The 20,521-nt window shown below is 35.4% G+C and carries 26 protein-coding genes and 1 pseudogene; 5 read left to right on the top strand and 22 right to left on the bottom strand.

Annotation, left to right across the window (positions count from 1 at the left end; genetic code table 11):
• Positions 1-42 precede the first annotated feature (42 nt).
• Together ACY9Z2_RS08910 and ACY9Z2_RS08905 are read right to left on the bottom strand one after the other, a co-directional pair.
• On the bottom strand, positions 43-1,038 hold the full coding sequence (locus ACY9Z2_RS08910) for an ABC transporter substrate-binding protein (protein ID WP_463609281.1): 996 nt from the start codon (positions 1,036-1,038) through the stop codon (positions 43-45).
• A 103-nt stretch (positions 1,039-1,141) separates the two neighbouring features.
• A complete protein-coding gene (locus tag ACY9Z2_RS08905; protein WP_463609280.1) occupies positions 1,142-1,555 on the bottom strand; it encodes a hypothetical protein in 414 nt (137 codons plus the stop codon).
• 123 nt (positions 1,556-1,678) lie between these two features.
• On the opposite strand from ACY9Z2_RS08905, the gene ACY9Z2_RS08900 reads away from it, so the two are divergent.
• The 3 genes from ACY9Z2_RS08900 (at position 1,679) to ACY9Z2_RS08890 (ending at position 5,907) form a co-directional block, all read left to right on the top strand.
• The gene (locus ACY9Z2_RS08900; protein WP_463609279.1) at positions 1,679-2,551 is read left to right on the top strand and encodes an AAA family ATPase; all 873 of its coding nucleotides are present in this window, start codon (positions 1,679-1,681) and stop codon (positions 2,549-2,551) included.
• 282 nt (positions 2,552-2,833) lie between these two features.
• Positions 2,834-4,753 (top strand): vWA domain-containing protein, encoded by a 1,920-nt coding sequence (locus tag ACY9Z2_RS08895; protein WP_463609278.1) that lies wholly within the window; start codon positions 2,834-2,836, stop codon positions 4,751-4,753.
• Positions 4,754-4,848: 95 nt separating this feature from the next.
• Positions 4,849-5,907, top strand: a complete 1,059-nt coding sequence (locus ACY9Z2_RS08890) for an AbrB family transcriptional regulator (RefSeq protein ID WP_463609277.1) — start codon at positions 4,849-4,851, stop codon at positions 5,905-5,907.
• Positions 5,908-6,045: 138 nt separating this feature from the next.
• On the opposite strand, the gene ACY9Z2_RS08885 is transcribed toward ACY9Z2_RS08890, so the two are convergent.
• Together ACY9Z2_RS08885 and ACY9Z2_RS08880 are read right to left on the bottom strand one after the other, a co-directional pair.
• A complete protein-coding gene (locus ACY9Z2_RS08885; RefSeq protein WP_463609276.1) occupies positions 6,046-6,858 on the bottom strand; it encodes a zinc-dependent metalloprotease in 813 nt (270 codons plus the stop codon).
• Positions 6,859-7,002: 144 nt separating this feature from the next.
• Entirely contained in the window at positions 7,003-7,320 is a 318-nt protein-coding gene (locus ACY9Z2_RS08880) for a hypothetical protein (protein ID WP_463609275.1), read from the bottom strand.
• Between the two features lie 317 nt (positions 7,321-7,637).
• Between ACY9Z2_RS08880 and ACY9Z2_RS08875 the strand changes: the two are divergent.
• Positions 7,638-7,886: pseudogene (locus ACY9Z2_RS08875) on the top strand (VOC family protein); the annotation flags it as partial.
• A 66-nt stretch (positions 7,887-7,952) separates the two neighbouring features.
• Here the strand turns inward: ACY9Z2_RS08875 and ACY9Z2_RS08870 are convergent.
• From ACY9Z2_RS08870 to ACY9Z2_RS08855, 4 genes are all read right to left on the bottom strand, one after another.
• Positions 7,953-8,489 carry a GNAT family N-acetyltransferase gene (locus ACY9Z2_RS08870; RefSeq protein ID WP_463609274.1) on the bottom strand — a complete coding sequence of 179 codons (537 nt, stop codon included), beginning with the start codon at positions 8,487-8,489 and terminating at the stop codon, positions 7,953-7,955.
• A 120-nt stretch (positions 8,490-8,609) separates the two neighbouring features.
• Positions 8,610-9,977: a DUF4179 domain-containing protein gene (locus ACY9Z2_RS08865; RefSeq protein ID WP_463609273.1), complete on the bottom strand. Its 1,368-nt coding sequence runs from the start codon at positions 9,975-9,977 to the stop codon at positions 8,610-8,612.
• Positions 9,952-10,491: a sigma-70 family RNA polymerase sigma factor gene (locus ACY9Z2_RS08860; RefSeq protein WP_463609272.1), complete on the bottom strand. Its 540-nt coding sequence runs from the start codon at positions 10,489-10,491 to the stop codon at positions 9,952-9,954. Before ACY9Z2_RS08860 ends, ACY9Z2_RS08865 begins: the two co-directional genes overlap by 26 nt.
• A gap of 114 nt (positions 10,492-10,605) precedes the next feature.
• Entirely contained in the window at positions 10,606-10,779 is a 174-nt protein-coding gene (locus ACY9Z2_RS08855; protein ID WP_463609271.1) for a hypothetical protein, read from the bottom strand.
• 164 nt (positions 10,780-10,943) lie between these two features.
• Here ACY9Z2_RS08855 and ACY9Z2_RS08850 point away from each other — a divergent pair, with 164 nt between their 5' ends.
• A complete protein-coding gene (locus tag ACY9Z2_RS08850) occupies positions 10,944-12,269 on the top strand; it encodes a hemolysin family protein (protein WP_463609270.1) in 1,326 nt (441 codons plus the stop codon).
• Positions 12,270-12,399: 130 nt separating this feature from the next.
• Here the strand turns inward: ACY9Z2_RS08850 and ACY9Z2_RS08845 are convergent, their stop codons facing one another.
• The 14 genes from ACY9Z2_RS08845 to ACY9Z2_RS08780 all read right to left on the bottom strand — a co-directional run bounded on the left by ACY9Z2_RS08845 (position 12,400) and on the right by ACY9Z2_RS08780 (position 20,481).
• Positions 12,400-12,942: a GNAT family N-acetyltransferase gene (locus tag ACY9Z2_RS08845; protein ID WP_463609269.1), complete on the bottom strand. Its 543-nt coding sequence runs from the start codon at positions 12,940-12,942 to the stop codon at positions 12,400-12,402.
• Between the two features lie 16 nt (positions 12,943-12,958).
• Positions 12,959-13,090 (bottom strand): hypothetical protein, encoded by a 132-nt coding sequence (locus ACY9Z2_RS08840; protein WP_463609268.1) that lies wholly within the window; start codon positions 13,088-13,090, stop codon positions 12,959-12,961.
• A 19-nt stretch (positions 13,091-13,109) separates the two neighbouring features.
• Positions 13,110-13,556, bottom strand: a complete 447-nt coding sequence (locus tag ACY9Z2_RS08835) for a hypothetical protein (RefSeq protein ID WP_463609267.1) — start codon at positions 13,554-13,556, stop codon at positions 13,110-13,112.
• Positions 13,557-13,569: 13 nt separating this feature from the next.
• On the bottom strand, positions 13,570-14,016 hold the full coding sequence (locus tag ACY9Z2_RS08830) for a PaaI family thioesterase (protein ID WP_463609266.1): 447 nt from the start codon (positions 14,014-14,016) through the stop codon (positions 13,570-13,572).
• A gap of 18 nt (positions 14,017-14,034) precedes the next feature.
• Positions 14,035-14,499 carry a hypothetical protein gene (locus tag ACY9Z2_RS08825; protein ID WP_463609265.1) on the bottom strand — a complete coding sequence of 155 codons (465 nt, stop codon included), beginning with the start codon at positions 14,497-14,499 and terminating at the stop codon, positions 14,035-14,037.
• Positions 14,486-15,148 (bottom strand): S66 family peptidase, encoded by a 663-nt coding sequence (locus tag ACY9Z2_RS08820; RefSeq protein ID WP_463609264.1) that lies wholly within the window; start codon positions 15,146-15,148, stop codon positions 14,486-14,488. Before ACY9Z2_RS08820 ends, ACY9Z2_RS08825 begins: the two co-directional genes overlap by 14 nt.
• Before the next feature lie 14 nt (positions 15,149-15,162).
• Complete coding sequence (locus ACY9Z2_RS08815; RefSeq protein WP_463609263.1) at positions 15,163-15,621, bottom strand: SRPBCC family protein; 459 nt, start codon at positions 15,619-15,621, stop codon at positions 15,163-15,165.
• Positions 15,622-15,640: 19 nt separating this feature from the next.
• Complete coding sequence (locus ACY9Z2_RS08810; protein ID WP_463609262.1) at positions 15,641-16,141, bottom strand: GNAT family N-acetyltransferase; 501 nt, start codon at positions 16,139-16,141, stop codon at positions 15,641-15,643.
• 109 nt (positions 16,142-16,250) lie between these two features.
• Complete coding sequence (locus ACY9Z2_RS08805) at positions 16,251-16,766, bottom strand: GrpB family protein (protein ID WP_463609261.1); 516 nt, start codon at positions 16,764-16,766, stop codon at positions 16,251-16,253.
• Positions 16,767-16,793: 27 nt separating this feature from the next.
• The gene (locus ACY9Z2_RS08800) at positions 16,794-17,228 is read right to left on the bottom strand and encodes a hypothetical protein (RefSeq protein ID WP_463609260.1); all 435 of its coding nucleotides are present in this window, start codon (positions 17,226-17,228) and stop codon (positions 16,794-16,796) included.
• A gap of 23 nt (positions 17,229-17,251) precedes the next feature.
• Positions 17,252-18,262, bottom strand: coding sequence for a serine hydrolase domain-containing protein (locus ACY9Z2_RS08795; RefSeq protein ID WP_463609259.1), 1,011 nt, complete (start codon positions 18,260-18,262; stop codon positions 17,252-17,254).
• A gap of 59 nt (positions 18,263-18,321) precedes the next feature.
• Entirely contained in the window at positions 18,322-18,870 is a 549-nt protein-coding gene (locus tag ACY9Z2_RS08790) for a GNAT family N-acetyltransferase (RefSeq protein ID WP_463609258.1), read from the bottom strand.
• A gap of 61 nt (positions 18,871-18,931) precedes the next feature.
• Positions 18,932-19,756, bottom strand: a complete 825-nt coding sequence (locus tag ACY9Z2_RS08785; protein WP_463609257.1) for a hypothetical protein — start codon at positions 19,754-19,756, stop codon at positions 18,932-18,934.
• A 392-nt stretch (positions 19,757-20,148) separates the two neighbouring features.
• On the bottom strand, positions 20,149-20,481 hold the full coding sequence (locus ACY9Z2_RS08780; protein ID WP_463609478.1) for a DUF3892 domain-containing protein: 333 nt from the start codon (positions 20,479-20,481) through the stop codon (positions 20,149-20,151).
• Between the last annotated feature and the right edge of the window lie 40 nt (positions 20,482-20,521).

Raw genomic sequence — 20,521 nt, 5'->3', positions numbered from 1 at the left:
GATGCTTAATTTTAAGCACCATTTTTATTATATCTTTCTCTATTACTCACCAACCATGGAATCGACCAATGTTTTAGCTAGAACTTTATTTGACAATACTCCACCAAAAACAGGTGTATCTCCTGGGATTTGATGGGTATTACCTGCCTTTACAAAACTTAACTCTTCCCAAATTGGGTTGCCTTTAAGTTGATTTTCGAAAACATTATCATTTTCTTGAACGATATACAAGAATTGTAGATTTTCTTTTTGGAAGTTTTGAAGTGCTTCAATTCCTGCTTCAGTAAATCCATACGGTTCGACCTTATCCGATTCATACGCATTTTCAAAGCCCAGCTTCCCCATCACATTTGCCACGATAGAATTATCTGTATAGAGACGTAATGTTGGTGTGTTTTGTGTAGAGAATGCGAGTGTCGCGATATATTCTGATCCCTTTAATCCTGCTTCTGCAACGCGTTTCTTTTGATCCTCATAAAAAGTATTCAATTCAGCAATCCTTTTTTCAGCCTTTTTCTCTTTATCTACTATTTTTGCAACCGTCTTAAACTCATTCATCATGGAGCTATAAAGATTTTTCGATGCTTCTTCACTGTACGGTGCAAATGTTACCGTTGGTGCGATATCCTTTAATTGCTCAAGAATACTTTCGTGTCTGAACTTTGCAGCAATAATCAGGTCAGGATTTAAACGTGAGATTGCTTCTAAATTCGGTTCCTGACGCGTTCCAACGTCTTCCACACTATCTGCTAGATCTTTTTCAATATTAATCCAGCTATTATATCCTTCAATATCTGGTACTCCTGCTGGTTGAATTCCTAGTGCGAGTAAATGTTCAGCAAACCACCATTCCAGTACAACAATTTTTTTAGGTGTTCCTTTAATGGTTTGTTCTCCATAAGCATCCTCAATTGTTACGGTACGGTTTTCATCTGTAGAAGTATCGTCATTAGAAGTACTCGTTTTCTCACTACTATCCGCGCATGCTACTAGTAAAGATAAAGTAAGGATCCCTACTATTAGTACCCACTTCTTCATAAATTTCTCCTCCTTGGTTATGTATTAATACGAATGATAATGATTATCAATTTCATTTACATAACAACTATACTATAACCAACTCCAATGTCAAGGTACCTTTTTAATTTGTTTTGTTTTCCTTTCTTCCATGTAAAATATCCTTAATTATCTCGATATGAAACGCCGCCCAGGCTTTCTCTTTAAAGTGAAAAATAACACTTACAGTTAACAAAATGAGATAGAACAAAATAAATATCGTCCAATGAATACCATTATGTGAAAACAAAATCTCCTGTACTTTACTTGATATTAAAAATAATAACCAAGGAATGGATGTGACAAAAATAGGGATAATCCCCATCCCGTTTTGTTCTTTAATCATTCGGTAATGCACCAATTGAAGTGTTTTACTGTCAAGTGATTCATAAAAGGACTTAATTTCAGCAGTTTCTTTTAGTTCTTTATTGGTTTTAATATCGTTTTGTTCCTTTAATTTTAGATATTCTTTATGTGCGTCACCTCGATAGGAAAACATGCCACCCCACCTTTCTTCAACTTCTATTATTTGTTTACGTTATGGTGAAAAAACATACACTGTTCACATGCTTTGTCTTCTTGTCAAATTAGGTTTAGAATGTTCATGAAAGGAGTTCTCTCAATGATTGCAAACTATAATCTACCTGAAAATATTGTTGGAATTTTAACTAAAAATAAACGTACAAACGACGATCTAATTGATTTAATCAGACAAGGGGGCTATATGCCTCCCCATATTGATTTATTAATCGATGCCATCACAGCACTAAGTATGGGCAAAAATATTTTATTAAAAGGACCAACTGGTGCTGGAAAAACCAAATTTGCCGAAACCTTATCTAACCTATTTCACCAACCTATGTACAGTATCAATTGTTCGGTGGATTTGGACGCAGAAAGCTTGATGGGATTTAAGACATTAGCCTACTCAGATGACAGGCAAAAAATTGAATTCGTTCCGGGTCCCGTGACAAGTGCCATGACAGCTGGTACCTTTCTTTATATCGATGAAATAAATATGGCAAAACCTGAAACATTGCCACTTATTAACGGTGTACTTGATTACCGTAGAACGATTACCAATCCCTTTACAAACGAAATCATTACGGCGGAAGAAGGTTTCAACGTAATTGCCGCGATCAATGAAGGCTATGTAGGAACAGTCCCCTTAAATGAAGCATTGAAAAATCGATTCATCGTTATCGATGTGCCATATATTGAAGGTGAACAACTAAAGGAGCTTATCCAAACGAATACAAGTTTGTCTAAAGAAAAGACCATTGATTTATTTGTTACCTTATCTAGTGATTTGATACAAGCCGTTTCCCAAGGAAAGCTAGCCGAAGATGCAGCATCGATTCGTGCATTGCTTGATGCGTGTGATCTAAGTGTTGTCATCCCACCTGAACGAGCAATTTTACGTGCAATCGTCGATAAGTTGGACGAAGAACGAGAACGAGAATTTGTACGAAATTTGGCTGGGACGTTGTTTTAGATGGGAATAGAATAGTGGCACGATTTAGTGGTGCGGTCGCATGAGTTCGGGTGCTTGTCTCCCGGGTTGATAGTACCGTCGCCCGATTTCAGGTGGTTGACGCCCAACTTGATGGCACTGCCTCCCGAGTTCGGGTACTTATCTCCCGAGTTAGTGGGGCTATCGCCTGAGTTCTCATGGTTGGCGCCCGAGTTGAGATCGGCCCGAGCTAAGACTATTCTCTCTAGGAAATAAATTCCCGAGCAAGCTACAATTAGTCCGGAACGAAAGGAGGTTACTATTATGAAATTTAACCGTTGGGATGATTCAAAGATAGACACAGATCTATTCTTACTACTACAAGATATGGCAAGTCTTCTATCTAAAAAGCCTGACTTATCTTTTGAATACAAGTATGGTTCCTATATTGATCTAATTGGTGAAAAAGTTACGGGCAGTCATTTTTGGGATGTTATTGATAACACTACTAGGGAATCCGGCTACAAATCGGATATTTTTTTACGAACAATTGGCACGTTAAAAGCATCTCACATTCCGACATTGAAAACCTATTTGCAGACAATAGCAGAATCCAATCTACCTAAGTTTGCTGTTCAAATACTCACATTGCTTGAGGACATACGGTTAGAGGGACTTATTACGAAAGCTAGACCTGGAACAAAGAGAGACTTTACTGTACGGACAGCGTATTTGAAGCACCATTTCGAAACTGAATTAAATGCCCATATTACCCGAGGATTTGCCCTTGATGAATTGTATTGTCTCATTTATTTAACCATCCAGGCAGATCAACCAGATCCCATTTTTTCAAGAGCAAATCAACAGCAGCTAAATCAATTAGAAAAAATAAAACCGATTCTTTATGAATCGTTTGAAGCAAAAACAACCAAAGACATTTCCAAAACTGCCGAGAAAATTGTCTTTCAACTAGAAGGTTATTACAAAGACATGTTAAGTGATTATTTTACATTTCCGATTTTACATATCGAAAAATATGAAATGAACACATTATTTGATGAATTAACCAGAACGGATGATTTAGCGAACGAAGACGAAGAAGAAGTTGATCAGGAAAACAACGAATACATGGATGAGAAATTCTCTTCCTGGCATAGGGAAAATCAGAATAGTGACCGAAAACAAAACTTCTTACAGTTTGAATTAGAAGTAGGTACAAAAACAAACATCATGGGTGGTGGAGCAAGAGAAACAGAAGATGCGGATCAGGCAATGGGATCGATTCAAGGTACCTCTGGTCAAAGTGACCAAAATGATTATTCAGAGGTTGATACACTAGAAAAGCAAAGTGAAAATCAAGGAAAAGAAACTAATGAAGCACCATTCGGTGAGGAAAATAAAGATGCAGTCGCAATCTTTAAGGAAGCATCGAAGCCCTCCAAGAATGACGAACTAGCTTATCAAGAGGTAGTTAGCTCAATTGAAGCTTCCAAACGAAGACTTTCAACCACAATTGAAAAAGTATTGGAACATAAAAAAAATGCTCCTCGAAAGGATTTAGCTATCGGAAGGCTTTCAAAAAAATTATTGCCAATTGTATTAGAAGAAAATCCGAGAGTATTTTATAAGAAAAATCAAGAATCAAAAGAAATTGATGCTGTTTTCACCTTACTCGTCGATTGTTCAGCATCAATGCACAATAAAATGGAAGAAACAAAACGAGGCATTGTTCTGTTTCATGAAGTTCTAAACAAGCTAAAGATCCCCCACTCCATCGTCGGGTTTTGGGAAGATGCAAATGACGTCAAGGAAAATTATCAACCGAATTATTTTCACGAAATTCATTCCCATAGAGACGCTTTTCATCAAAATTCTGGAGCCAAAATCATGCAGCTTGAACCTCAGGAAGATAATCGTGATGGCTTTAGCATTCGTGTCGTTACAAAAGAACTTACGGGAAGAAGAGAAAAAAATAAATTCTTACTCGTATTCTCAGATGGTGAACCAGCTGCTATGAATTATGATCAAAACGGAATTATCGATACGAATGTAGCTGTGATGGAAGCACGTAAAAAAGGCATCGATGTCATCGGGATGTTTCTGGCTGACGGAGAAATCGACGAACGTGAAGACCTAACAATGAAAAATATTTACGGTAAAGAACGTGTTATGGTTCCAAGCGTTAGCGAGTTACCAGATCATTTCGCACCGTTATTGAAAAAGTTACTGCTACGATCAATGTAAAGGTACTGGATGTTCATCTAGTACCTTTATGCTGATTTCAACCAATCACTATGCTATACTTTTTCATACTGACTTCTTTAGAAAGTGTGAAACCGATGAAGCAACTTATCGTATTAATCGCAGCTTTTTTAGGTGGATACATTTTCACCTTTCTAAACATACCCGCTGGGTGGTTATTAGGTGCAATGGTCGTTGGGGCATTGTATCAAATTTTTATCGACGACATAACTTTTCCATCGGTTTTGTTTGATATCGCACTTGCTATTATTGGGGTAAGTATAAGCTTGTCCATTAGGCTTACCATGTTCCAAGATGTAGCCAGTTATTTGCTACCCTTTTTTATATCATTAATTATCATGTTCGGTGCGAGCTGGTTTTTGGGGAAGTTTCTGGAGCGCTTCTCTAACCTAGATTCGAAGACAGCACTTTTTTGCTGTATTCCTGGTGGGGCATCGGTGATGATTGCTTTAAGTAGAGATTACCAAGCAAATGTAAGTATGGTAGCAGCATTTCAATCCGTCCGGATCATGTTACTCGTCTCAACCATCCCAATCATTGCTGGTTATATTTCTCCGTTAATTGACTCAAAAAAGGTACAAAATAGCGACATGGAAACAGTTGTCCATTCAACAATTCCCATGTGGGCAGCAATTCTTTTCTATGCACTGATAATCGTTGTTACGTTAGCGATTGCAGTTAAATGGCGAATACCAATTGCACCATTTTTATATTCGATAATAGTTGGATTTCTTTTTCATACATTCATTCAACCACTACCATCCATGCCAGACCTACTAGTCGGAATAGGATTGGTTTTGCTAGGTGTAATAATCGGATCGCGTTTTGACCGCAAATCACTTTTGGAGTTCAAAAGTATTGGTCTAGTTAGCCTAAGTATTGTATTATCTTTTTTCGTATTAACATTTGTGGCTACCATTGTTTTTTTCCTTTTGACACCAGTTGACCTCTCAACGAGCTTGCTTTCAGTCGTCCCGGCTGGAGCACCTCAAATGTCATCTGTTGCGGCAGTATTAAACCTCGACGCGAGCATCGTAGCTGCGATGCAAGTTCTCAGGTTATTGTTCATTATCATATTCATTCCAATGATTGTACCGTTGTTAGTGAAAAAGGATGCAGCGAAAAATAGATCATAATCGTGAAATCGTTCCGTTATATTGAATACAAGCAATCAACTTTAAGTGTTGAAAAAAACACAATTTTTTTAACCTACATTTTTAAAGCAGATTGTAGAAAAGTACCCGCTTTTCTACAATCTGCTTTGTTTTTATTACTTAGTACCAATATTCGTTTCGTTCAATTTGAGCATCATGGTCCGCATCCCAATAATCCACTTGGTAAGAGTAATCATAATTCATAATGCAGCGAATACCACTACCTTGGGCATCATGTGGTAATCCGAAATTATGTGAGAATTCGTGTTGAGCTGCGTGCCATGTATTATACGTTCCTTGATCTAAATTAACACTAAATGCGCTTCCTCTTGGTTCATAAGAGTAGCGATACGCAATACCACCAGCATTGAAATCACTTTCTCTCGTGAAGCCTACAACAAAATCATAATTGTATCCACTCCAATCACGACTTAAATCAGATAAGATTTGAGACGCATTTCCACCTTGTGAACTCCAATTAGCAATTGCTTGTACCTGAAAATCGATTGCATGATCGCGATTAAAAGCATCATCTGCTTGTTCTACAATATTTTGAATACGTGACTGCCAATCACCATAAGCTGCACGATATTCTTCATCCGCAACCGCAAGAACTGTTACAGTACGTGTAGCAGCCAACGAAGCTTTACTTTGTGATTGTAATTTATCATTTTGTGTTGTTGCCTTAAATTTTTTGATTCCAACGTTTTTACCTTTTTCATCAAGAATCTCTACTGTTGTTGAACGTTCGACTACTGCTTCTTCCTTATCTTTGTTCTTGTGCTTTTTCTTCGCTTTTGGCAGAATTTCCACTTCGATACCGTTTACGGTTTTCGTTGCTCCATCCAAATTAATTGATGCAGCTGATGCAAATGTTGGTGTGAGAATTACTGATAATGCAAGTGATATTGTAAGTAATCGTTTCGCTTTCATATTTCAGTTCCTCCTCAAAATTTTTAGCGCGCGCTTATTACTAACATTACGACATCACCTGTCAAAAACCTTCTAGTTTTTCCAAAAACAGGAAGATATTCCTTGTCTATTATTCTATTCGGTTCAATCCTACCAAACCAAAATCTAGTTAACTTTAGAATACCTCAACCATTGTATTAATCCATTTGTCTCACTTTTGACAAATATGGAATTGCTTTCTAAAGCTTTGTAAATGTTAAGCCCTTTTTCTGTTCCGTCATCACTATCAGTAACTTCTCCGGTTGGTTGTAACTCAATATCCTTTATTTCATCAGCTGAATAACTCGCTTCATAGATATATTTATTTCCTTGAAATACTATCCACGATTTTGGGATTGAAGACTCAGGGCTAGATTCTGCAGTAGAACATGCATATAACAATGGTAGGATTAACAAGATTACTACAAGCAATTTTCGGTTCATTAACATAGCCTCCCTCTCTTTAAATCTATTAAAAAGTCGGATAAAAATGCATAGTAAAAACGGCAGAATCCTTGAATCCACCAAACTAAACATTTAAGATGAAAAATTTTCGATTCATGCGTATCTTTTTAATCATTATATTCGTTATACGTAATGACCAATAACAAGGAGGAGTATGTATGGGCAATTTAAAAATTGGAGCAGTGTTTGTACCTGTAACAGATATTAATAATTCAATAGAATGGTACAAAAACGTGCTGGAAATAACGTTTGTTAGAAAGTGACCAGACAACGGTGGTGCCGACTTCTATTTCCCCGAAGGTGAGGAGTACCTGACTATTGTTAAGGTTGAAAAGAAACAAAGCATGCATTTCAAAGCATACAATAATATGAAAATATGTTTTTTTAACTTAACATCAACTAATCTTGAAGCTACGCATGAAAAACTGAAAGAGAAAGGAGTGGAAGTCACAAATATAGAGGACGAAGGACCAATTATTGGATTCGAATTTCATGATCCAGATGGAAATACATTTGGCGTTATAATAGATAAAGATAAATATTAATGTGAAGAAATATCCTAACGAATGATAAAGTTCAGTAGGATATTTCTTTTTAACGCATCTATATGCTCACGATAATGTTTCGTAAATCGAATAATCCACTTCACCAGTTATAGTCGCCAATCCATTCGGATATAGTTCGAGTGCCATTAGGTATTCTTCAGATGGCGGAAGGTTTTTCGTAGAAGCAGAAATTCCGAAATCTGTGGAAGTTTTAAAACCAAAACGTCGATAATATCGAAAGTCACCCTCCACTATTATTCCTTTATATCGCAATTCAGTAGCTAATCTGATCCCTTCACGCAACATAAGGTTTCCGATACCTTGTCGTTGTTTGGAAATAGCAACTGAAACTGGTGATAACATCAGCATTTCATTTTCGTGCTGTTTACATATCGGAAATTTTGATAAAATGAAATGTCCAATTATTTCTCCATCATCTTCAACAACTAAGTCTAATTCAGGAATGTAATGCCGCTTCTCACGAATCTCTTTAACTAACTTCTTTTCCACGACTCCATCTGAGAATGTGGTGTTTTGAAAAACTTCGTGGACGAAGTTTTCCGTTTTCATAAATTCTTCTATTTTTGTAGGTCTAATTTTCATGAGGTACCTCCTAGAAAACTCTATCATCATGCCACCCATCCACTTGATAAGTCGATTGTAATAGTGGATACCTTTATAATAATAATCTAAAACAAAGTGTTATAAGGTGGCATGATTTATTTATTTTCCATTTAAATATATTCTAACCGGATCTAAATACATTGGTATGTTAGAACTTATTGCCCCTAAATTAACTCTCACTACGTAATCATCTGGGTCAAAATTGTTTCCAATTTGAAAACTACTTCTAAAACGTAAGCTGGCTTTATCTAATACTTTTATATCATGGTTTATAGGTTCTTGATACACATCTTTTTCTGATTTTTTTACTAACAACACATCATTTTTCGCGAGGTTCTCAAAAAACGTAGCGTGTTTATCATAATTTTCACCTTGATTAAACTGAAAATCCAATACAAACTTATTATTCTCTATTTTCATATCTTCCACGATTACAGACAAGTTCTGTCTACTCGTTTTTACATTGATAGGTGTTTGCTGGTCTAATTCAACAAATTGATCCTTTAGTGATAAGGCTATCTTCGGATGAATTTCTATATATTTAGTTTTTCCTACAATTTCTTGTGGAATAATACTTCTCCCTTTTACAGTAAATTTCTTATCAAGATTCGTTTTTTCTAAATCAATCCCATCAACAGAAATGTGAATTTCTTTTCCTTTGTCATCATAAGCTTCTAACCGAATTTGATCATGCTTTCCTTCTCTTGGAAAAGTTGCCGTATAGTTTATTGAAGTAGATGCTTTTCCTGCAATTATCGAATCAATATGCACTTGTACGTCCGCTTGCTTATTACTTCGTTCATAATCCAAAAGTATTGTTTCATATGGTAATTGTTTTATCGGTACATTAAATTTCCAAATACCTTCCTCTTCACCAATCCGCATAAACTTTAGAGGCACGGAAGCAGTGTCAGGCAATTTTGTTGCCGGATAGCTCATTTGTATGTGACCAGTAAATCCCTTATCAGTTGGTTCTAAGTGTGCGATTTCTTTTGTCTCCGATAAGGTTTTATTTCCATCAAAAATTTCATAGAGTGCCAGTAAACTATCATCCTGAACTGACTCAACATCTCCTTTCACATTAAATGTCACTCCAATAACCGCACCATCATAATAGGCACTTGTTACGGTGAGGTCTATTCCGTTATAATGAGAGGTTTCATTTAACTGTGTAATTAATTTTTGCGATTCCAGATTTCTTCCTACAAGATCATTAAAATTAGTATACAAATGGCCAACTAACGGAACATTTGCCATTACATGTGATACAGAAGGAACAAGGAAACTTGAAGAAAATAAGACAACAGCTGCAGCGGTTGAAATAATATAGTTTTTAGTTCTACTCATTCTATTTTTTCGTGCAGCCTGCTTATTCACTTTTTGTACTCCATTTCTGATTGCCAATTGTACATCATCATATGGTACTTCAATTTCATTGTATTTATCTTGAAATAATTTTTCTTTCATTGTACCCCATCCCTTCTAGAATTGTTCTCAATTGTTTCTTTCCTCTTTGTAGATATGTTTTCACCGTATTATCTGGAATGTTCATGATGGTAGCTACTTCTTTAATCGGTAAATCATTAAAGTAAAATAAAATGATGGCATCACAATATGTACTTTTTAACTGCCCTATTGCACTAATTAGATCCATATAATCGATATAACTTTCTTCTTTTTTCAATGGTAATTCTTCTATAGTTTCAAACGGAATTTCCTTTTTTTGTTTTCTTCTCAAATCATATGCAGAGTTAATAAGTATTCTTGTTAACCATGTTAAAAAATACTTATCATCTTTTAATTTTCCAATAGCTAAAAAGGCTTTGTAGGCTGTCTCTTGAACAATATCGAGTGCGTCTTCCCGATTTCGTGCATATAGAAATGCAGTACGATAAAGCTGTTCAGTATGTAATGAAAGGAGATCCTCAAAAGTTTTTTGGTTTCCTCTCTTTGCTTTTTTTATCAGTTTTAATTGTTCCATGTTTGCCCCCCTTAACCATTAGAGCATCATTCCTCTTAAAAAGTTTCAACTTTCCCACAAAAAAAATGTAGAAAATCTAGTATGATTTTCTACATTAATTATAGATGATAGTTACTAGCTACCCATCTTGCGTCGAGTATTACTAGGTTTCTTTGTTTGTTGACTTCTCATTCTTTGTGTTGTATTAGACATATTCATATTGTTCTTATTGGTCGCTTGCGCCTGCTTTTTCTTTTCCAGAAGTTGCTTCATTTTTTCTTGTGGACTTAATTTTTTCTCTTCAGTCATTGCGTGTCACCTCGATCTTTTTCTAGTAGATTTATTATAATACAAGACCACCCTAAGCACCATTTATTTTAAAAGAAAAAGCAATAAAATTGTGATAAGATTAATATTACCTAGATACTAAATTACTGATTTAGGTTACATTTATTTATGGAGGGTATTATTAATTGACGCTTGCAATAGGGGTTCTTATCATCCTAATTATATTAAATGGCTTTTTCGCAGCTTCTGAAATTGCTTTGGTTTCATTAAATGAAAACAAAGTCCAACGAATGGCATCAAAGGGAGATAAAAAAGCAAAGAAAATCTATGATCTAATCTCTGAACCTAGTCGTTTCCTTTCAACAATTCAAATTGGAATTACATTGGCTGGATTTTTGGCAAGTGCATTTGCGGCAGATTTTTTTGCAGGGCCTCTAGCAGAAACGCTATATGAGATGGGTATACCTGCTTCACAAGCTTTTCTTGAAACATTTTCAACAATTGTTATAACAATTGTTTTATCGTATTTCACATTGGTTTTTGGCGAACTTGTCCCGAAACAACTTGCCATACAAAAAGCTGAAGCAATTTCCAACCTTATGGTCACGCCTCTTACTGTATTGTTTAAAGTTTGTTTACCAATCGTAAAATTTCTATCTTTTTCTACAGACACTATCGTACGGCTGTTTGGTGTTGACCCAAATGCACAGGGGGACGATGTTAGTGAAGAAGATATTCGTATGATGGTAGATGACGGTGGTGAACGAGGCACGATTCAAAAAACTGAAAAGCAAATGATCAACAATATATTTGAATTCAATGATAAATCAGCTTCGAATATTATTACACACCGTACCGATATGACCGCTTTATCCGCTGATGCATCTTTAACAGAGGTTATTCAGTTGGTAAACGCTGAAAAATATACCCGTTTTCCAGTATACGGCGAAGATCTTGATGATATCATTGGAATATTGCATTCTAAGGATTTAATTCAATTTCTAGAGAATTCAGTCGAAGGAGTATTCCAACTTAGCGACATTGTGCGTGAACCTTATTTCGTATTAGAGGCACAAAAACTTGATGTTATATTTAGAGATATGCAGCATCAAAACCTGCACATCGCAGTAGTACTCGATGAATATGGTGGCACAGAAGGGATTATTACAATCGAGGATATTATTGAAGAAATTGTTGGCGATATATTTAGCGAGAATGCTAGAATCGATACACCAGTTGAAGAAATCCAGAAGCTTACCCCAAGTAAATTTTCAATCTCTGGTACATGCCACCTTCATGAGGTGGAATCCCAATTAGAGATTTCATTACCAACGGATGACTTCGATACGTTAAGTGGTTTCTTAATTGACCAACTGGGCTATATCCCGAATATCGGTGAACAACCTGTAATTAACTATAAAGATATTCAGTTTGAAGTTGATGAGGTGGCTGATAAACGTATTGCAAAGGTAACTGCCACAATTGAATACAGCAAAAAAGTAACTAGCTAAACTAATCATAAAATCCGAGGTAACAGCGTTAGTGCTAACCTCGGATTTTATGTTTCCACATCTTTTTCGTACAAGATCTACACATATAAAAGAATTTGACCTGTCTTGGTGTCATTTCAAGCACTTCTTCCTATCTTATCCGTCCCATCACTATCGTATCGTAAAATTTTCCATCAGAAAGAATCTTGTCTTTCTTCAAAACACCCTCGATTTCAAACCCCAAATCTTGGTATAGTTTAATAGCCTTTTCGTTTGTTTCTAATACATTTAAAGATACTTTTTTGATATTATTGGTCTCTGCCCATGAAATCGATTCTTGTAAAAGATTTTTTCCGATACCATAGCCCCAAAAATCTTTCAAAACACATACACCGAATTCTACTTTATGGGAGAATCGCTTCAAATTACTACCTTCACACCTTGAAAAGGCTACAATTTTATCACCTACAACTGCAACTAAAAATAAGTTCCTTGGATGTACAGTGTCAGTGTTGATAATCTCTTCAAAACCTGCGGAGTCGATAAAGGCTTCCCCTTTTTCTCTATCCATATTTTCCGTTTCTCCATCAATCTGTAATCTAACTGCAGATAATTCGTTTGCATCATTTTCGATTGCAGATCGAATAGTATACACTCTTCCTTTAACATGAAACACTTTTTCATTCATAATCATAAACTACTCCGTCCCCTTACCACCAATCTCGGGTCTGCATCTTTTGTTTATTTCGCTTATGTTCGTTCATTTCCTGATCAATGTTTTTCCCTCTAAATAACCCAGCGACGACAAAGATTACAATAATCGGGACAATGATCCAGAACATGTTAGCACCTCCATTCAACTTAAGCTAAATTGTTTCCCCACAAAGCATTCAAAAATATCATATATAGTGCCATCAATCCAGTTAAGATAATGAAAACGATTGGGATGCTTTTCTGTGACTTACACTTTTTTAAAGTAAGAAAGTACATAACAAATGCTAGTATCACAACCGCATAGTATAGATAAAACATCCCAAAGTATGAGAATGGACCTAAGAACAAACTTAATACCGAAAATTGAAGTAGGAATACTACTATCGACAATGCTGTCCATCTTCGGTCACTTTTGATCGTCACACTACTTCTAATTGCAAACATTAAAGAAAAGATGATTAAAGCTAACAATAGCCATTCGTATACGAAAAACAAAGATTCGTTGTTTGATGAAAAATAAATTCCTAACGCCAACACCGGTATGATTGCAGCCAGTAGGTATACACTTATTTTAATCGAAACAATCCCTTTCATAAATGCTCCACCTCTATTCATCAACATCAATAAAATAATGACTTTTACGATAAGAAACAGAATCCATTGTTGCTATTAATTCGTCTTCGTGTAATATGTCAACACGGTAAAATCCTGTGCGAAAATTCCGTTTTAACTCAGTCGCACGGGCAATAATCCTGTCACCTGGCTTCGCTGCTTGAACAAACTGAATAGTTGTCGACAGCCCAACAGAGGTTTTTCCATAAGCATTACAAGCCACTGAAAAAACGTGATCGGCCAACGCATAAATAATTGCGCCATGAACAGTGCCATGTGTATTTACCATATGGTCCTGTACTTCTAACGTTGCTTCTGCAATTCCCGCTTCAAACTTCGTTAATTGGATACCTAACGATTTCGCATACGGATCGTTTTCTACTTGCTTCAAGATAGCTGTCCGATATTTTTCATGTATATAACTCTCATCAATTTGCTTCATTTTATCCCTACTTTCATTCTATGAAATTAGTTCGGTTGGACATTCTAAGAATTCACTTATTTCATCTAAGCATTTATCACCAGTCCAATGCACATAGTGATGACTATCTAATTTTGATATGGTTACATGTTCAGGAGGTTTGAGTTTTGTAATTGCTTTTTCTGTTTTACTTGCCCTTTTTTTATCGATTCCGTAAAAAGATGCGTAGATAAGTAGACTTTGAACGGATATATTTTTAAGTATGTGAGGCAAATTCAAACGATAATAACCAAATAAAAGACGAAGACCTTCGGCCGTGAAGTTTACTTCCTCATTAAGAGCTTTTCTTATGTATTTAGATTCTTTCACTTGAAATCTTTCACAAAAAGCTTTTATCTGTGCATCAAGTTCTTCAGAAGTTGGTTGATTGCCTTCACTCGAAATAAAAAACCTTTTAATCTTTGAAATGAATTTATCACCAAATGTTTTTTCAAATGTGTTCAATATTGGCATGACAAAGCCAAATACCGATCAGCTTCCCTTTGGAACTACCTTTTCTTAAACAAATCCATCCTTCATTTCTAACCATCTTCTTTGCTCTATCTTGTGAATTCCAGTCAATCATTTCATCGGTCCATTCACTTGGAATATCTAGTGTATATGGAGCAGCTTTTCTCATCGAAATAACATCTTCAACATATTCCTTACCTTTTGGTATCATCTCAGGGTATTCACCGAATGATGGAACGATGGCTGGACCATAAAAAGTAACAAGTCCTATTTTCGAATAAATACCTAACAGCAATGCTGTCACATCACTGTAACCCATGAAGATCTTAGGATTTCGTTTGAGATACTCATAATCAATATAAGGTAATATAGAATTAGAATTTGTTCCACCTATTGTACTAATTATTGCCTTAATATCGTCGTTACGAATAAATTCATTTATTTCAGTTGTCCTACCATTTATGGTTCCAGAGCGATAAGACTGTTGTTTATTGGAACATGATCCCTCAACTATTTCGTACCCAAGCTTTTGTAAAAATGTTAATCCTCTTTGATATCTCTCTGGAAATTTCACTGGTGCAGGAGTAGACGGTGTAATAATACCAATCTTATCTCCTTTTTCTAATTTTCTTGGCTTTAACATGTATAAACATCCTTTTATCCCTTATTCCTAGAGCTTTCCGCTTCGTTTTTAACTCGCTCTAAAAATTGAACGACTACTTTGTCATTACCGAACAATAAGAACAAGTTAACGTACCACTTTAACGGGCGATTGGTTACCGTATAAGTTAATGAAGTTTTTGTATCATTGATTTTGTTTAATTCATAAAGAGCTTTAATTTCAAACATATTCGCAAGCGTAAAACCAACCATTAGTTTCTTTCTGTCTGCGCTATTCATATATTCCAATGTCTCGACATCATACTCTTCTACCCGTTTACCTTCTTTGTAGCTTTGACGATATACACTTCCAACTACCTCATCCGTTACTTTCACCGGTTTGTGTTCAATTACTTTTGGCATAATACGCTGCATGTTTTCTAACGAACCATCAAAAAATTTCCATACCTCTTCAATCGGTGCGTTTATTTCTATATCCCGCTTCCATTTCTTCACTACTCTTCACCTCTACTCGCTATTTTTCTATTTTTCGCATATATCTTAATGAAACTTGTTCTTCCCCTGTTTCAGTTTTTGTCAATCTTTTTTCCTGAAAAATAAATCCTCTAGCTTCATAAAAAGGGATTCCATGCTGATTCCCATCTTGTACGGATACCCACTGTTCCTTAGCCCCTAGTGTAATTTGTTCATTTGTAAATGACTTAAGGAGACGACGTCCAATACCCTGATACCGATATGTTTCATCAACATACAAAACAAATATTTCGCAAGTTTCTTTACCAGTCATTACTCCACCGATAACACCAGCTACTTTTCCGTTAGATATAGCTACATATGTGTAGTTCTCGTTTTGTATGTCACGCTTAACACGTTCTAGGTTGTACCAAAAATCCACATTCTTTATGATATATTCTTCAGTTAACTTCCCTTCTACCGTGAGCCTCCATCCCTCAGAACAGATTCTAGCAATGTCCCTTACTTGGGTGGCAGTTGGCTTTTCTATAATAATAGCCATTATATACCTCCAGACATAGGTGAAAAACTTTACAAGACAAATCGAAATTTTCTTATTAATTATACCATATAAACCTTCGTGCAAATAAAAAGGCGCGGTTGGTAGGTTTCTACTTCCTGTACCAATCCAACGCTTTTTTTTCTAACTCTTTAACGAAAGAATCTTTTCCATTAACATATGATTTGCTGTCACATGGAAATTGTTTCGCAAGTTCCGCCTTTAAATCTCCATATGTTTGAGCATCATCAGCATGTGTACGTAAGTAATCTCGTACAGCCAAATGACGATCTATTTCCTCGTTATTATTTTTTTGAAAGACATGTATATGATGCGTCCGGTTATCTCCACCTTTTCGGAAAAACCTTCTACCTTTAATCCCGTTTTCTCCTAATGCTTCGTACCCAATAGCAGCCATTTCATCGTTAAAATCATCCACATTTTCAATATTTCTGACTACCGGCATCATGTCAATGATTGGCTTTGCTTTTAAGCCCTTTACGGAAGTGCTCCCAATATGATGAATTTCTACTAATTCTTCACCAAAAATCCCCTCTAGTTTTCGAGCTTCCTCTATGAATAGTTGTCCCCACTGATCATTGTATTCCGTCACCTTGATAGATCTCATATCCCCTACTCCTTCCCAATCATGGTACTATTTCATCTTCTCCAAAATTAGATAATCCTTTGTTTTCACTACATTTACTGCATGCTTGTCTGCAAAATCAAGTAAGTCATCATAGCCACTTTTTGGTTCAAGTACTTTAAGTCTAATTGCAAATCCTTTTTTTAGCTTTATTATTGCACCTTTCTTAGCCCAGCCAACTCGTATGAATTTCATCTGGTCTATATGTTCATAGGAGACTACTTTTCGATATAAAGGCTTCGTGAATAATTTGATCTGGTAAATTAAATGGCTATCATTTATTTTTAATGAAAAACGAGTTAACGCTAGTCCGATTGCCAACAATAAAAAGAATACTAATGGTAGTGTTGATGTTCCCACAAAATCAGTAAAAATGTTCCAAGAAATTATGAAAATGAAAATCAAAATTATTGGCAATTGGTGAGGATTTATTCTATAAAGCATGTAATGTCTCCTTTAACAAACTTCTAACAATTCATATAATCCCGATAAATGTCACCAATAATACCTTTCAGCTGATGTACACCTAAATCCGTATTCGTTAGAATAGCCATCCCGGATCCAGATTGGGGAAATCCCACTAGCATGCACTGGAAACCAATTCCCCAGCCAAGTGATGAGATTTCAAATTCATCTCCTGAATCATCTAGGAATACACCTAATCCTGTCCATTCCATGCCATTTTGGGATTGAATCATTTCTTTTGCGACTGATGACGAAATTCCAAGTCTACTTTTCTCCCTAATTGCCTCGAGCAACTCAAGTAGTAGTTTCGCTAAATCACTTGCAGTTGTCCAAAATCCACATGCCGCTGGATACGGGTAAATCGGGTGTTTTCCATCAACGATTTCGCCATATTTATTGTGACCACATGAAACCTTGAAACCATTTATATCAAAAGTACTATTTTCCATGTGTAGAGGCACAAAAATTTCTTCACTCAAAACCTCTTGGAAAGGCTTTTTCATAACATCTTCTATTAGTTGCTGAATGATACAAAAACCTGCATCAGAATAATGAAATTTGGTGCCTGGTTCATATGTAACTTCAATTGGTATAGTGTTGTACAAGGAAGTCCCTTTCAATAGTCCTGTCATTGAAGGGAAACCTTTATCAGTTTGATATTCATTAAAACTACCATCTGGATCTATTATTCCAGATTGATGACTAAGCAAGTTTCGTAACGAAACCTTGTTAACTGCAGTATATTGGTTATCAGGAATTTCCCAGGATTTAAGCTTGTTATTTACGTTTTCATCCAAATCAATGATACCTTGTGCCGTCAACTTCATCACTAGTATAGATGTTAGAAATTTACTAATCGAACAAGCATTAAAAACAGAATTGTTGTCTACAATCCGCTCTGTTCCAGCTTCAAGTACACCATAGTGTTCCGTATTGATAATTTGGAAGTTATTTATTAAGGAAAGACTTAAACCTTGTACTCGATAATGTGTCATACATTCTTTAATATCCATAACATGTCCTCCAAAACTTTTATATATATTATATCACAATAAGAGAACGTATGTTTCTGTTATTTTTTATAGAGAACATAATGATCATATTGTTCGGATTCAATTTCAACAGTTCCTTTAAATTGAAAACCACTTTTCTGTATTACTCTAACCGAGCTTTCATTCCTTTTCAAAACAACTGAATTTATTACCTTGACGTTTGTATGATCAAACAAGTAGTTAATCAACCCTTTAACTGCTTTTGTCGTGTATCCCTTATTTCTATGGTTTGTCGAAATTGCATAAGCAATTTCTCGGTTAGGTGCTGGCAACTCTTCTTTAATCCCAGTATTGCAGAAGCCAATGAACTCGTTCGTTTCCTTTAATATAATTCCTAGCTTCAAATAATTTTGTCCATCAATGTTCGGCACTGCATTCAAAAAGGCATTATTTGATGGTATTTCGTAATTGGTAACCCACTCCAATCGTTGCTCTCTCGTAGATTTCCAATCTGGCAAAAATTCATAGACTTCAGGTTGAGAAGTTAGCTCATAAATAGCATCAACGTCATCAATACTGAATTCCTTTAATAAAATTTCACCACAATCAATAGTGAATTCTTGTTTCATTTGCAATCCTCATTTCGTTCTTTTTCACCTATAACTAGTTTTTCATCTCTAATTCTTTTAACTAAAAATCTTTTTTTAAATCCTCTAAAAATGCTAAAAAAGTCTCTCTATCATATGTCTGAAAAATCATTTCATTATAGTCGAAAACCATAAAAGCAGGTGATTTTAGTAAATCTAGGAATGGATAGCCTTTCCTAGCGTTTTCTATCGATTGTGTTGTCTGGATTGTATTTGCAATCATTGTTTCTTTTTCCCTTAAGATTTTTATCCAGTCAGTTCCAGAAGAGTCAACTATAAAAAGTGAGTATTCACCTTTTCTTTCAGCAAGTAATGGATAGACTTCATCAAAATTAAATGTTTCAATTGCATGCAGAACTGTATCTTTTTCACTATTAAAGGTAATATTCTCAGGTTTTTCCTCACTAACATAAATAAAAAATCCATTGTGCAGAAAACTAATGTATTGATTGTGCTCTGTTTGAACGCGAACTTTCTCTATAACCTCCACACCTGATCCAAAACCAATTCCATGCTTCACGTCATACCAATGACCATATCCAGAAAAATCTTCCGCTGCTGCAAATAACAATTTCTTTTTAGTACCATTGTTATTCATTTTAACTTCAACAATTGCGTGATAAGGAAATCCATCACCGACAGTATACTTCATCAAAAGAATCCACCTGGAATCCTGCTCCACCGAAGTTAAAATTTCTATACTATGTATGTCTTCTTTTGTAATTGCACCAAAATACCCTTCTGTTAGCGCGGTAGTCATCTCTTCCGGTTCAAACGGAGATTGTTGATACTTAAAAATATTTAGTGCTTCCGTAGCAGTTTCATGATTCGGTGATGCCGGAGTATCTACAAACTGAAAATAGGACACTAGGAACCCAAAGAAAATAAAAGATCCGATAGCTATTATTCTTTTTCTATTCCTACTCAACCTTAACCACAACACTTTCGTAATATTAATAATAGAAACAGCTATTTCTATATACCTGTTTTTGAAAAATACATACTTTATTTTACCATAAATATTCTGAATATGTTGAAATCATTATAAATTTGCGCGGATTATTCTTATAAAATGTGTTAATAGATTATTTTATTCTATCAAAAATCCTTATGTTACTAGGATATTATTGTAGTAACTACTGACGAAAAAGTTAATTGGCTTTTAACATTTTACTAATAGTTAGTATATAAATACTTACAAAAAAATAAGCTCTGTGCCTCGAAACGAGACAAGAGCTATATTGAATTATTTACACCATATTAAAAACTATCCAGATTATCTAAATTATTTTCTTTTATTCCATCTGGTTCACTTCTGATGATATCTCTCCCATATTTATGGAATACATCAACATGGGCCAGTTTGCCATTTTTTGCCTCATCAAGAGCTGTCATATAATCAAGTTCTCTTCCACTTTCTGTTTTGAAAGCAATGATATCACCGCCATCATTTTTGCGAACAGCAACTATTTTTTCCTGTTCAGATCCGGCTTCTGATTGATCTTGACTTTCACTTTGACTTTTATACTCGTTATAAATTTTTTCAAAGTTTTTATTATCAAAAAGCGGCGTAAAACGTCTGCATTCATGTATGGGGATATAAGCCGTGTTGATTTAAACTAGCTTTTGATTT

Source organism: Virgibacillus sp. GM2-2, from assembly GCF_055329585.1.
Note: the sequence above shows the minus strand (reverse complement) of the source record. Positions and strands in the feature narration are given on the sequence as shown.